We start from the raw sequence: 13,326 nt of genomic DNA, 5'->3' as shown, positions 1-13,326 counted from the left end.
GTTTTGTAGCGCGCGCAAAACTGCGTCACACCACCAACCGCTGCAAGGCCTCGCGCAACCTCCCCGGAATCGTCACCGGCTGGTTCGTCCCACGATCCACAAACACATGCACAAAACGCCCCGCCGCACAGGCCTCCTGTTCGCCTGCCTTGAACACCGCCAACTCATACTGCACTGAGCTATTGCCCAACTTGCCGACGCGCAGGCCAATGTCTATCCGATCGGGAAAGGCGATCGACGCGAAGTAATCGCATGCCGAACTCACCACAAACCCCACGACCTCACCGTCATGAATATCCAACCCGCCCTGTTCGATCAGGTAGGTGTTCACCGCTGTGTCGAAAAAGCTGTAGTAGGTCACGTTGTTCACATGGCCATACACATCGTTGTCGTGCCAGCGCGTAATGATCGGCTGGAAGTGACGGTAATCGGCGCGTTCGGGCGTTGAGTCAGGCATCGGCACGTCTCATGAAGGTATCTTAAAAGTTATCCAAATGGGTTTGGGCCCACTCACGCACGTCCGCGTAAGGGTAGTCCTCCAGCGCAGCAAAACCGGAAATGTTCCGCACCTTCAACTTGGTAAACAACGGCACGTTAATGCCAGCCAAAAACCGTGTAAGCCGCTCGGCGCTCGGCAAATGGCCGGAGTGCTCATGATGCCTGTGGATAAAGTCACCGCACAGCCCCATGAAGTTTTTATCCACATGCGGCGGCAAGCTCGGCGGTGGTGGCAGGTGCGCCACATGGCCGTGGCAGACCGAGCAATGCCCGCAGCGCTGCGGGGCTTGTTCATCACCAAAATACTGCGCCAGGCGCTGCCCCAGGCACTGTTCGGTGGCGAACAAATCGAGCATGGCGTGAATCCGCGCCACCTCCCCGACTTCGTGCTGCTTGAAGCCTGTGTATAACTCTTCGCTTAACGCATGGGGGTCAAAATCGGTATTCAGCAAACTGTAGACCTCGGTCATCTGCTTGCTTTCCAGCTCGATCAAGCCCTGTTCCTGAAAGTAATCCAGCGCTTTCACCACCCTGTTACGTTCGGCATTGTGCTGTTGGTACAGCGCGTCGAAATCCACGGTCGCCCAGGTTCTGGCGCGACTGCACACCTGGATAATCGCTGAGACAAATTGCTGTCGCTCGCCGGAAAAACGCGCCAGCAAGGCCTCGGGTTCGATCAGGTACTTGAAGCGGTACTCGGCATAAAACGCATAGCGCGGCGCGATCACGCCCTTGAGTTCCAACTGCACCAGCAGGGTCTTAAGCGGCAGCTCGCGGATATTGCTGTGGTCCGACAGTGACCTCAGCAAAAACTCCCACTGCCCCTCGCCTCGCGCGGCCTGCAACTCGTCCAGCACGCGGCGAATGCCGTCCTGCTCGGGCGTGTCGCCATATACAAAGTTTTCCAGCACATTGAGGCTGTCGCGGTTGGCCAGCACCAGGCAGTCCGAGGGTTGCCCATCACGCCCGGCGCGGCCGATTTCCTGGCTGTAGTTCTCGATGGATTTGGGCAGGTCGAAGTGCACCACGTTGCGAATGTCACTCTTGTCGATGCCCATGCCAAACGCGATGGTGGCGACGATGCAATTGGAGCGCCCACCCATAAAGCGCTGCTGGATACCTTCGCGTTTATCGTGGGGCAGACCGGCGTGATAGGCCTCGGCCTGGATGCCGTTGCGGTTCAGGTGCTCGGCGATCTGCTCGGCGGTTTTCTGCAACGTCACATACACGATGCTGGGCTGATTGGCGCGCTCGCTCATCCACTGCACCAGACGCCGACGCTTATCCGCACCAGCAACCGGCTCCACCAGCAGGTTGAGGTTGGGCCGGTAGAAGCCGGTGGTGACTACATCCTCAGGTGCAATGGCGAACTTGGCCTGCATGTCGGCAATCACCTTGGGCGTGGCTGTGGCCGTCAACAGCAGCGCCTGTGGGATATTGAACTGGCGCTGGTAGTCCGGCAGCTTCAAGTAGTCCGGGCGGAAGTTGTGGCCCCACTCGGAAATACAGTGCGCCTCGTCCACCACCAGCAGCGAGATCTGCACGCTTTACAGGAAGTTACGGAAGCGCTCGTTCTTCAGGCGCTCCACGGAAATCATCAGGATTTTCAGCTCACCCGAACGCGCGCGGGCCATGACGTCATTGGCGTCTTCACGGCTTTGCGCCGAATCGATGCTGCCGGCTGCAATGCCGTGGCGCTGCAGAAAACCAAGCTGGTCCTGCATCAACGCCAACAGCGGCGACACCACCAGCGTCAGGTGCGGCAGCAGCACCGCCGACAGCTGGTAACACAGGGACTTGCCCGACCCGGTAGGGAAAATTGCCGCCGCCGACCGCCCGCCCAGTACCGCGCGGACCGTCTGTTCCTGGCCTAAGCGAAACTGTGGATAACCAAAGACCTGCTGGAGGGTGTCGTGCATGAGCTGTCACTCCATTGACCGCTGAGTTGGCTCAAAAACATAGCTCGGAACATTCAGCGAATCGAGAAAGGTCGCAAGGAAAAAAGAGACAGGATGATACACAGAGTGGGGGATGGCCTAGGGCCGAAGTGGGCATATTCCGAGGTGGTAGCAGGATTACGCATATATAAAATGTGGGAGGGAGCTTGCTCGCCACAGCAAGCCCGCCTCCACTTTTAGATCTCTACTACAACCAGATCAGCGATTCTGCACGCGCTCGATCGCCGTGTCATACACCGGGTTGGCCTTCTGTTCCTTGGCCAACTGGTAGTGCCGCAACGCATCCGGGAACTGCCCCGCCGCCTCGTAGATCCGCGCAATGTTGTAGTACGCACCGGCGCGCACGGTGGCGGCATTCGCGCCGGTAGCTAGGGCGATGGCCTTGCGATTGGCCCAGATAGACTCGGCAGTATTGCCGGCCTTCTGATACGCCAGGCCCAGGTTGCCGTAGGCCTTGCCGAAACCATTGTCCAGATCGATGGCCTGGCGGAACAGCTCGATAGCCTGGTCCAGCTTGCCAGCCTGGTAGGCCGCTTCGCCTTGCAGGTTAAGACGCTTCGCATCGGTCTGTGCGGAGGAGCTGACAGCCACAGCCGTGACCGCGACGCTGTCATCCAGCAGCGGTTTGACCTCGTTCAGCACGTCCTTGGCTTCCACATTCACGCCGCTGAAGCTGTTGATGTCCTGGAAGTCGCCGCTGCCGGTCATGCGGAACACGGTCCAGAGGTTGCCGCTGCGGTTTTTCGGCACGTAGTACGTACGCACCAGGGACTGGCCCATGTACACAAATACCTTGGCCTCGCTGTTCGACAGCTGGCGCGAGCCTGGGTTGGCGAGGTTGGTGAAGTCATGCACCGCGTAAACGTAGCTTTCGCCGTAGTGTTTTTTCTGCAGGGTAATGGTTTCCGGGCCATAGCTGTCGACGTCATCCACGTCCAGCTCGGCGTCGGTGCCCTTCTGGTTTTCAAAATAGATATTGTTGTCGGGGAAGATCATGTGGGAGTCGAGGTCTTCCGGGTTTTTGCCCCAGGTCAGCACCACACGCAGGCCGTCGAGGTTCTCCATCACCGGGCTGACGGCATACGTCATGCCCTTGCACGGGCACTTCACCACCAGGTTGGAGTAGCCGGACTTCTTGATGATCAGCAAGTTGCTGGCGTCATCGGCGGATTCACTGGTGAGCGTCACCTGGCCTTGGGCATTGGTGCGGCCTACCACGTTCTGCGCGCCATTGCGTTGCAGCAGCACTTCGGCGTCGGCGATTTTCTGGTCCTTGACCACGGCGCTGAGCACTTCAATCGGCAACTGCTCGGCCTGGACCGCAAAAGCCACCGCACACAATGACATCGCCGAAGCGACACGAAGCAAACCCATGCTTAACTCCCTTTAAGTAGTGGGCGAAAGTGCCCTACAAGATTTTGCGCTGAAACATACGCTGAATTGAGTGGGCTGGCGGACTTTTTGTGCAGAATGTGACGTGGTTTTTATCCTGCATACCCGCGCACGCATTGCGCTACAATTGAGCATTGCGACCCAGGAGTACGCTGCAATGAGCGAACCGACGTTTGAGCAAAAACAGGATCACTACCACAAGATCCGCCGTTCCAATTACCTGGCCAGCCTGCGCCTGGAGGGGTTCGACACCCAGCCGAACGAAGTCGACAAACCCTTGCCGACCCGCGAAGCCGTTCTTGCCAAGTACCGCAAAACGCCGCACTGATGCTCGAAAAATACGGGGTGGGCCAGGATCCTTACTGCTATCCCTGTAGCAGCGTCCTGCGTAACCGCCTCGAGTTGTTTGACGAAGCACTCCTTCATCAAGCCGAGCGAGAACTCTCCGAAATCGCCGTAGGCAGCATCCCGCTATACCCACCCCCCTACAATCTCGAACGCCTGCAACACATCCACCGCACCCTGTTTGGCGATATCTACGACTGGGCTGGGGAGTTGCGCAGCGTCAACATTCAAAAAGGCAACACCCTGTTCTGCACCCCGGAACGTATCCCACCCGAAGCGGCGAAAATCATCCGGCAGATGGAACAGTCGAACTGGTACGTCGGTGCGACTCAAACTGAACTTGTTCATCTGATTGCCGAGGCTTATGGCGACCTCAACGTCATCCACCCCTTCCGCGAAGGTAATGGCCGCGCGCAGCGGATTCTGTTCGAGCAGATCATCGTGAACGCAGGCTTTTCGGTGAACTGGTGGCTGGTCAAACATGCGGCCTGGATACCGGCGAACATTGATGCAGTCGCGTGCGATTATCGAGGGCTGGAGGCGATTTTTGAGCGGTGCATCAGTAAACCCGTAAACGCTTGATCGACTGCAACCGACGGTCGATAAACAACCAAGCCAGCCACTGAGCTAAAAATGTGCAAACCGGCTTGCCCGGGATAGCGAATTTTCAGTCTGTACCTATATCGCTGACCCACTGTCATCGCGGGCAAGCCCGGCTCCCGCAATGGGCGGTTTTAGGTAAAAAGTCACTGTCAAATAGCAAATACCGGAAGCATCCGTAAGAAGCTACCAAACGGCGCGTAGCCCTTTTCCTAAACTGCTTCAAATACCCTCTCACCCCTCTACAGAACACCCCTTCGACTGACCGACACTAGCACCCTCTCAACTTTTGTCGGCAGAGCTCGTGAAAATGGATAGGACTCAATACACCCGCCACTATGGAAGGTTGGCACGATGACCGAATACACAAATTGGGCCACGCTCCTGATTTCCATCGCCTTCGCCGTCATAATCGACAGGAAATTGAGGTATCCCGAACTCAGAAAATGGGGCGGGCTCGTTCTCATAGTGATCGGCTCAACACTTCTCTTCGGCGCGACTTCCTGGCTAAGAGAACTACAACTCGACAGCCTTACGGCGTTCGCCTTTATCATCGGCATTCGCCTTTTGATTACACGTAACAAATACCGCCGCCAACGCAACCATCCTCCTCACCCACTCCTGCGTGCCCCCACCATGAACCTCGCCCCCAACTTCCCCGAAGACCCCGTCATGCAGCGCCTCTTGCAGCTGCTGCATGAAGAAATCGGCCTGCCGAAACACAAGACCATCCGCCTGCAGACTTCGCTCAATCTCGATTTGGGCTGTGACGGCGGTGAGGCCAAGCAACTCATGGAAGTGCTGGAACAGGAGTTTTCCCTCGACCTGGGCGACTACGACACTTATCGTTATTTCAACCCACCGGTGTTTGACGTCTTCCTCAAGCGGCGTGCCAAGGGGCGTGGCGAGAAGGTCCCATTGACCATCGGCATGCTCTACCTGGCCATCAAAACCAACAGCTGGGACACACAGACGCTGGAAAACCTGAGCTAATCCCGAAAGCAGCGAATACTAAATGTGGGAGCAGGCTTGCTCGCGAATGCGCTGGGTCAGTGAGAAATACTCTGCCTGACACCCCGTATTCGCGAGCAAGCCCGCTCCCACAGTTGGTTATGCGCCACCCTGGCGAACTGCCTAGATACCAAGGACCTTACATGGACGTAATGATGGGCCTGCTGGCCGCCTTGCTCTGGGGCGGCACGGATTTTCTGGTCGGCCTCAATGCCCGCGCTGTGGGCGTTAAGCGCGCGGTATATTTCGGCCAGGCGCTGGGCTTTCTGATCATGACCCTGCTGCTGGTCATCTTCCCCGCCTTGCTCCTCAAATCCCGGGACGCTTCGCTAAGCGTCTGGCTGCTGGGCATCGCTGCTGCGCTGTTCACCGTCTCCGGCGCCTTGGCACTGTCCAAGGCCTTCGCGCTGGGCAAGGCCGCTATCGTGGCACCGCTGGTGACGTCCTACGGCGTGGTCACCACCTTGCTGTCCTGGGCGACCGGTGAGCACATCAGCCTGGTCCAGCTCGGTTGCATCGGCCTGTGCGTCATCGGCGTGATCCTCTCCAGCCTCCACACAGAAAACGGCGTCCCGCACACCAGCTCGAACCGCGCCATCGCCTACGCCATGCTTGCGGCGTTGCTGTACGGCACCAGCTTCTGGCTGCAAGGCCGCTACACGCTGCCTGCGCTGGGGCCGATCAGCATGCTCTGGCTCGGTTACCTGGTGGGCCTGTGCGTACTGGTGGTGATGGTGCTGAAGATCAAGGACGGTCTGAAAATCCCGCCACTGAAAAACTGCGCGACGCTGACCGGCGCGAGCCTGATGAACCTGGGTGGGTTCTCGGCGTTTTCGTGGGGGGCGATGGCAGGGTCGGTGTCGGTGGTGACGGTGATCAGTACGTTGTCGGGCGGGATTGCGGCGATTCTGGGGTATGTGTTTTTCAAGGAGCGGTTGTCGGCGGTGCAGGTGTTGGGGGTTGTGCTGGTGCTGGTTGGGGCGGTGGTTTTGCATATCGCGCACTGAGCCTGCGTGCACAAAAAAGCCGCCCACTAGGGGCGGCTTTTTTACAGCGTCCGAATTTTACAACTTCGGACCCGCAGCCTTGATCGCGTCGCTCACTTCGAACTTCTTGAAGTTCTCGATGAACAGGCCGGCCAGCGCTTTCGCGGCTTCGTCGTAGGCAGCTTTGTCAGCCCAGGTGTTACGTGGGTTCAACAGGCCGGTTTCAACGCCCGGTACGGCCAGTGGCACGTCGAGGTTGATGGTGTCGAGGTGTTCGGTCTCAGCACCGATCAACGCGCCGCTCTGGATCGCTGCGATGACGCCGCGAGTGGTCGGGATGTTGAAGCGTTTGCCGACGCCGTAGCCGCCGCCGGTCCAGCCGGTGTTGACCAGGTAGACCTTGGAACCGAAGCCACGGATGCGCTTGATCAGCAGCTCTGCGTATTCGCCGGCCGGGCGTGGGAAGAATGGCGCGCCGAAGCAGGTGGAGAAGGTCGACTTGATGCCGCCGCCGGAACCCATTTCGGTCGAACCCACCAGTGCGGTGTAGCCGGACAGGAAGTGGTAGGCCGCTTGTTCTTCGCTGAGGATCGACACCGGTGGCAGCACGCCGGTCAGGTCGCAGGTCAGGAAGATTACTGCATTTGGCTCGCCGCCCAGGTTCTTCTCGGAACGCTTGGCAACGTGTTCCAGCGGGTAGGCTGCGCGGCTGTTCTGGGTCAGGCTGACGTTGGTGTAGTCGGCGTGCTTGGCATCGTCGATGACCACGTTTTCCAGCACGGCGCCATGCTTGATGGCTTTCCAGATAACCGGCTCGTTCTTCTCGGAGAGGTCGATGCACTTGGCATAGCAACCGCCTTCGATGTTGAACACCACGCCTTCGCCCCAGCCGTGTTCGTCGTCACCGATCAGGTAACGGCTTTCGTCGGCGGACAGGGTGGTTTTACCGGTGCCCGACAGGCCGAAGAACAGGGTCACGTCGCCTGCTTCGCCAATGTTGGCGGCGCAGTGCATCGGCATCACGTCGGAAGCCGGCAGCAGGAAGTTCTGCACCGAGAACATGGCTTTTTTCATTTCACCGGCGTAGCGCATGCCGGCGATCAGGACTTTTTTCTGTGCGAAGTTGAGGATCACGCAACCGTCGGAGTTGGTGCCGTCACGCTCAGGCACGCACTCGAAATTGGCCACGTTGAGCACTTGCCATTCTTCACGACCGGCCGGGTTGTACTGGGCCGGGTTGATGAACAGGCAACGACCGAACAGGTTCTGCCAGGCAGTCTGAGTGGTCATTTTCACGGCCAGGTAGTGGTCTTCGGAAGCCCCTACGTGAACGTGGGAAACGAAGTGCTCTTGCGCGTTATTGAATGCCTCGACGCGAGCCCACAGGGCATCGAACTTGTCGGCCGGGAACTTGCGGTTGATCGGGCCCCAGGCGATGGAAGCCTGGGTGGAAGGCTCTTCAACGATGAAACGGTCGACCGGTGAACGGCCGGTACGGTGACCGGTTTCAACGACCAGTGCGCCAGTATCGGCAAGCACGCCTTCACCGCGCTGCAGGGCTTCTTTGACCAGATCGTCAACACTCAGATCGGTGTATACGGCGTTATTGGCTTGCGTCATGAGGTTCCCCGTCGGCCTATGGCCGAGTGCTCCAAACGTTTTGTAGTAGAAAGTTGCGCACTACTACCGCGAAAAAAGTGGGCCGGATTATGCCAGAAAAGCCCAAAAAGAGTAGGGCCCTCCCGTCAGAACAGCGCTAATCCGGCATTCGTCAGGTGATTTACCTGTGCTTAAACGTTTTAGTGGCGGGTGTCGGAAGGGGTGTCGATACCCGCACCGGCGAACAACTGGGCGACATCGGCAGCATCGAACAGATAGCGCTGGTTACAGAACTGGCAGTCAATCTCGATATGCCCGCCGTGCTCCACTACCAAATCCTGTGCATCTTCCAGGCCGAGGCTGACCAAGGCATTGGCCGAACGCTCGCGCGAGCAGCTGCAATGGAAACGCAGGCCCTGTGCGTCGAACAGACGCACGGCCTCTTCGTGGTAGAGGCGATGCAGGATGGTTTCGTTGTCCAGGGCCAGCAGCTCTTCAGCGGTCAGGGTACCGGCCAGGGCGGTCAGCTTGCGCCAGCTGTCGGTACGCTCGTCGTCGTCCTTGATACGGTCTGCCGGCAATTGCTGCAGCAACAGGCCACGGGCGCGCTTGCCGTCGGCGTTGAGCCAGAATTTGGTGCCGACTTGCTGGGACATCACGAAATAGTTGGTGAAGCAGTCCGACAGGGTTTCGCCGTCGAGGTCGACGATGCCTTGGTAGCGCTGGCCCTCAGTCGGGTCGACGGTAATCGCCAGTACGCCGTTGGCCATCAGGTCGGACAGCGTGGCGTCCGCGGTAATCAAGTCGGCGTCGTAACGCGCCAGGCCGCGGATCTCGCGCTCGCTGGAGCACTCGATCATCAGCATCGGCACCGGGCCTTCGGAACGGGCCTGCAGGATCAGCAAACCGTCGAATTTCATGGTGCCCACCAGCAGCGAAGCCGCCGCCATCAGCTCACCGAGCAATTGCGCGACCGGCTCCGGATAGGGGTGCTTGGCAAGGACTTCGGCGTAGCTGCGCTCCAGCGAGACCAGTTCGCCGCGGGCGTCGTTCTCGTCGAAGATGAAGCGTTGGGTGAAGTCGGTATCCGGTAGATCAGTCATAGGTCTGGGTATCTGAATTGATGACAAAATGATTACAAGGTTTATAGAATTAAACGCTTTAGCACCATGTTGGTGCGGCTTTCTTCTGGAAACGGAGAGCTTAATTGAGCGTAGAGGGACAGTTTATGAACAATCCGGGTTTGTTCCAAGCCAAGTGGAACCTCCGGCGATGGGCTCTTTGCAATCTACTCGCTATCGGGCTGCTGTGTTTTTGGCTGTGGCCCACGGGCCAGATGCTCTGTGTGATTTTCGACGAGTGGCTGTTTCATCTGCTCAATGACCCGCTGGCGAGTAACTCAACGTGGCTGCATGTGTGGGCCGTAGCGAGTTTGCGACCATTTGATGCGGTGGTCGGGGTGATTCTGCTGGCGCTGCTGATTCGTGGCGACTGGGTCTTCAAGGCCGTGCAGGTGCGCCAGGCGACGTTAGGTTTTGTCGGAATTTTGCTGCTGCTGTTGTTCATCCGCATGCTCTTTTCAAAACTCGCAGCACAGATGGGCTGGCAACACAGTAGCCCGTCGATGGTGATCAGCGGGGCGGTGCAGATGAGTGACTATTTCCCGGGGCTGGAGAAAACCTGGGAGCTGAAGGACCGTTCAAGCCAGAGTTTCCCGGGGGACCATGCGTCCGTATTGCTGATCTGGGGGATGTTCATGACGGTGTTCGCCAAGCGCATTGGCCAGGTGCTGGTGATCTGGGGCCTGGCGCTGTTGTTCATGATGCCGCGACTGGTTGCGGGCGCGCACTGGGGGCAAGACGATTATATCGGCGGCGTGCTGCTGGCCCTGTTGGCACTGGGCTGGGGGTATTACACGCCGTTTGCCGCGAAGGTGTCGGAGGCGTTGCTGCGCGTGACGGCGCCCATCTTCGGGTTACTGGGTAAGCTGCCGGTGATCGGGCGATTGAGCGTCATACGCGCCGCAGCGTAACGGTACAGGCTGACTGTGGGAGCGGGCTTGCTCGCGAATGCGGAGTGTCAGGTTAAGCGTTTCTCACTGACCCACCGTTTTCGCGAGCAGGCCCGCTCCCGTATTTGACCTCCGATTGCCTGGAGATTTACGCAATCACTCGTCATTGCCACTGCCGCGAAACTTGAACAGGTCGCGGCGTTGCTTCTTGCTCGGCTTGCCATCGGTGGTCATGCCGGTAGCGCCCGCCTTGCGCATGGCCGCCGCATTTTCGCGCTTGGCGACGCTGGCTTCGGTCTCGGCGTACAGCGCCTGAGCCTCTGGAGCGCCACGCCGTACAACGGAAAGCGCCTGCACCACGACCGTCTTTTCGTCAAAACCGGTACGAATCTGCAACTCGTCGCCGACACGTGGCTCTTTGCCCGGCTTGCAGCGCTCGCCGCGATGATGCACCTTGCCGCTCTCGATGGCAGCCTTGGCCAGGGCACGCGTTTTATAGAAGCGTGCGGCCCACAACCACTTGTCCAGACGGACCTTTTCTTCCTCTTCCTGCTTTTGAGCCACTTGAATTCCTCGCTCTGAAAAATGTCGCAACTTTACCGTTGAAACCCTTCGACGCATAAACCCCAAGGCTCACCTAAGATACGCCAGGTAGCACCCTGTTTTCGCGAGGATTCGCTGTGACCGACTTTCCGATTTCACTCACCTCGCCTAACCAACGGTGCGTGGGGTGCCAGCAAAGCGAGCCCCTGGGGTTCGATTTTGCATTTGCCTACCAGCCCATCGTAGACCTTCGCGACCATTCGATTTTTGCCAATGAGGCGTTGGTGCGCGGCGTCAATGGCGAAGGCGCGATGTCAGTGCTGGACCAGGTCAACGACAGCAACCGCTATCGTTTCGACCAGCGCTGCCGTACCCAGGCAATTGCCCTGGCTGCTGAGCTGGGCATGCAAACGCACCTTTCCATCAATTTCATGCCCAACGCCGTGTACCGCCCGGAGCTGTGTATCCGCAGCACCCTGGAGGCGGCTCGGGCGCACAACTTCCCGCTGAACCAACTGATTTTCGAAACACTGGAAAGCGAGCACGTAGATAACTATCGCCATTTGACGAATATTCTGCGTGAATATCGCGAATTCGGTTTCAAGACCGCCATCGACGATTTCGGCGCGGGCTATTCGGGGCTGAATCTGCTGGCCGATTTCCAACCTGACTTGATCAAACTCGACATGGCGCTGATTCGCGATGTCGACAAGGACCGTGTCCGTCAGGTGATCGTCCGGGGGATTGTCACAATCTGTGAGCAGTTGGGGGTTACTGTCATCGCCGAAGGCATCGAAAGTGCCGGCGAGCGCGACTTCCTGTCCGACTGCGGAATATTTCTGATGCAGGGCTACTGGTTCGCCAAGCCCGCATTCAAAGCCCTGGCCGAGGTTTCTCCGCGCGCCTGGGCGAATTAACCGGTTACCCATATTGAAGACATTTGACCATTTGACCGTTGTGGGTCTGCGTGAGTGGGTGGCACTTCCCGACTTGGGAGTGGCTGGCCTGCGCGCGAAGATCGACACCGGTGCCAGCACCTCCAGCCTGCACGCCACTGATATCGAGCCATTTGAGCGCGACGGTGAGAAGTGGGTGCGCTTCACTGCGCATCTGGGCAGCGTGGTGCAACTGCGTCACCGGCGCTGTGAAGCGCCCCTGGTGACGATGAAAACCATCAAGAGCTCCAACGGCCATGCGCAGGTGCGCTATGTGATCAGCACCACGCTGGCGCTGGGGGATCGGGTATGGCGGGTGGAGTTCACCCTGGCCTGCCGCAAAGCCATGCGTTACCGCCTGTTGCTGGGTTCCAAGGCGCTGATTGACGGCCATCTGGTCGTCAGCCCCGGCGTCAAGTACGTTCAAGACAAGCCGGTGTTCCCGGTCTCTACTATTTCTGCCCCAGGTGCTGCATGAAGATTGCTGTGCTGTCGCGAAACCCGCGTCTGTATTCCACCCGCCGCCTGGTCGAGGCCGGCACCGAACGTGGCCACGAAATGGTGGTGATCGACACGTTGCGGGCCTATATGAACATTGCCAGCCACAAGCCGCAGATCCACTACCGGGGCAAGCCGCTGGAAGGCTTCGACGCGGTGATCCCGCGGATCGGCGCTTCGGTAACGTTCTACGGCTGTGCGGTGCTGCGCCAGTTTGAAATGATGGGCGTGTTCCCGCTGAATGAGTCCGTGGCCATTGCACGCTCGCGGGACAAGCTGCGTTCGCTGCAACTGCTGTCACGTCGCGGCATCGGCCTGCCGGTGACCGGTTTTGCCCACTCCCCGGATGACATCCCGGACCTGATCGAGATGGTCAACGGCGCGCCGCTGGTGATCAAGGTGCTGGAAGGCACCCAGGGCATCGGCGTGGTGCTGTGTGAAACCGCAACGGCCGCCGAGTCGGTGATCGAGGCGTTCATGGGCCTCAAGCAAAACATCATGGTGCAGGAATACATCAAGGAAGCCGGTGGCGCGGATATCCGTTGTTTCGTGGTCGGGGACAAGGTGATTGCCGCCATGAAGCGCCAGGCCAAGCCGGGCGAGTTCCGCTCCAACCTGCACCGTGGTGGCAGCGCCAGCCTGATCAAGATTACCCCGGAAGAACGCATGACGGCGCTGAGGGCGGCCAAGGTGATGGGCTTGGCGGTAGCGGGTGTGGATATCCTGCGCTCCAACCATGGGCCGCTGGTGATGGAGGTGAACTCATCGCCGGGCCTGGAAGGCATCGAGACCACCACGGGCAAGGATGTGGCGGGGATCATTATTCAGCATCTGGAGAAGAATGGTGGGCCGAACATGACTCGGACCAAGGGCAAGGGCTGAGTAACAAACGCCACAAACCACTGTGGGAGCGGGCTTGCTCGCGAAAGCGCCGAATCAGTCAATACATC

The 13,326-nt window shown here is 58.9% G+C and carries 13 protein-coding genes and 1 pseudogene; 8 read left to right on the top strand and 6 right to left on the bottom strand.

What is annotated here, in order from left to right; genetic code table 11:
• Positions 1–25 precede the first annotated feature (25 nt).
• The 3 genes and pseudogenes from WBR57_RS06205 to WBR57_RS06195 all read right to left on the bottom strand — a co-directional run bounded on the left by WBR57_RS06205 (position 26) and on the right by WBR57_RS06195 (position 3,830).
• Complete coding sequence (locus WBR57_RS06205) at positions 26–457, bottom strand: acyl-CoA thioesterase (protein ID WP_424083073.1); 432 nt, start codon at positions 455–457, stop codon at positions 26–28.
• 22 nt (positions 458–479) lie between these two features.
• Positions 480–2,417, bottom strand: a pseudogene (locus tag WBR57_RS06200) (RecQ family ATP-dependent DNA helicase).
• 237 nt (positions 2,418–2,654) lie between these two features.
• Positions 2,655–3,830, bottom strand: coding sequence for a tetratricopeptide repeat protein (locus tag WBR57_RS06195; RefSeq protein ID WP_424083072.1), 1,176 nt, complete (start codon positions 3,828–3,830; stop codon positions 2,655–2,657).
• A gap of 175 nt (positions 3,831–4,005) precedes the next feature.
• Between WBR57_RS06195 and WBR57_RS06190 the strand changes: the two genes are divergently transcribed.
• From WBR57_RS06190 to WBR57_RS06175, 4 genes are all read left to right on the top strand, one after another.
• Positions 4,006–4,176, top strand: a complete 171-nt coding sequence (locus WBR57_RS06190) for a YhfG family protein (RefSeq protein ID WP_424083071.1) — start codon at positions 4,006–4,008, stop codon at positions 4,174–4,176.
• Positions 4,176–4,775, top strand: a complete 600-nt coding sequence (locus tag WBR57_RS06185; RefSeq protein WP_424083070.1) for a putative adenosine monophosphate-protein transferase Fic — start codon at positions 4,176–4,178, stop codon at positions 4,773–4,775. The genes WBR57_RS06190 and WBR57_RS06185 overlap by 1 nt, the downstream gene beginning before the upstream one ends.
• 372 nt (positions 4,776–5,147) lie before the next feature.
• Positions 5,148–5,786: a DUF1493 family protein gene (locus WBR57_RS06180; RefSeq protein ID WP_424083069.1), complete on the top strand. Its 639-nt coding sequence runs from the start codon at positions 5,148–5,150 to the stop codon at positions 5,784–5,786.
• Positions 5,787–5,959: 173 nt separating this feature from the next.
• Entirely contained in the window at positions 5,960–6,811 is an 852-nt protein-coding gene (locus WBR57_RS06175) for an EamA family transporter (protein ID WP_424083075.1), read from the top strand.
• Between the two features lie 57 nt (positions 6,812–6,868).
• Here the strand turns inward: WBR57_RS06175 and WBR57_RS06170 are convergent, their stop codons facing one another.
• The gene (locus WBR57_RS06170) at positions 6,869–8,410 is read right to left on the bottom strand and encodes a phosphoenolpyruvate carboxykinase (RefSeq protein WP_424083068.1); all 1,542 of its coding nucleotides are present in this window, start codon (positions 8,408–8,410) and stop codon (positions 6,869–6,871) included.
• Between the two features lie 179 nt (positions 8,411–8,589).
• Complete coding sequence (gene hslO, locus WBR57_RS06165) at positions 8,590–9,492, bottom strand: Hsp33 family molecular chaperone HslO (RefSeq protein ID WP_424083067.1); 903 nt, start codon at positions 9,490–9,492, stop codon at positions 8,590–8,592.
• A 125-nt stretch (positions 9,493–9,617) separates the two neighbouring features.
• Between hslO and WBR57_RS06160 the strand changes: the two genes are divergently transcribed.
• Positions 9,618–10,421 (top strand): phosphatase PAP2 family protein, encoded by an 804-nt coding sequence (locus WBR57_RS06160; RefSeq protein ID WP_424083066.1) that lies wholly within the window; start codon positions 9,618–9,620, stop codon positions 10,419–10,421.
• Between the two features lie 135 nt (positions 10,422–10,556).
• Here the strand turns inward: WBR57_RS06160 and WBR57_RS06155 are convergent, their stop codons facing one another.
• Positions 10,557–10,964, bottom strand: coding sequence for an RNA-binding S4 domain-containing protein (locus WBR57_RS06155; RefSeq protein WP_233893305.1), 408 nt, complete (start codon positions 10,962–10,964; stop codon positions 10,557–10,559).
• Positions 10,965–11,080: 116 nt separating this feature from the next.
• Between WBR57_RS06155 and WBR57_RS06150 the strand changes: the two genes are divergently transcribed.
• From WBR57_RS06150 to rimK, 3 genes are read left to right on the top strand one after another with little or no spacing between them, the layout of a single operon-like run.
• Complete coding sequence (locus WBR57_RS06150; protein WP_424083065.1) at positions 11,081–11,860, top strand: EAL domain-containing protein; 780 nt, start codon at positions 11,081–11,083, stop codon at positions 11,858–11,860.
• Between the two features lie 46 nt (positions 11,861–11,906).
• Positions 11,907–12,356 carry an ATP-dependent zinc protease gene (locus WBR57_RS06145; protein ID WP_424083074.1) on the top strand — a complete coding sequence of 150 codons (450 nt, stop codon included), beginning with the start codon at positions 11,907–11,909 and terminating at the stop codon, positions 12,354–12,356.
• Positions 12,353–13,258 (top strand): 30S ribosomal protein S6--L-glutamate ligase, encoded by a 906-nt coding sequence (gene rimK, locus WBR57_RS06140; protein ID WP_003171022.1) that lies wholly within the window; start codon positions 12,353–12,355, stop codon positions 13,256–13,258. The genes WBR57_RS06145 and rimK overlap by 4 nt, the downstream gene beginning before the upstream one ends.
• The last annotated feature ends 68 nt before the right edge of the window (positions 13,259–13,326 follow it).

This window comes from Pseudomonas sp., assembly GCF_049590575.1.
In the GTDB taxonomy this organism is placed as follows: domain Bacteria; phylum Pseudomonadota; class Gammaproteobacteria; order Pseudomonadales; family Pseudomonadaceae; genus Aquipseudomonas.
The sequence above is the reverse complement of the archived record's forward strand: the minus strand, read 5'-3'. Positions and strand labels throughout refer to the sequence as shown.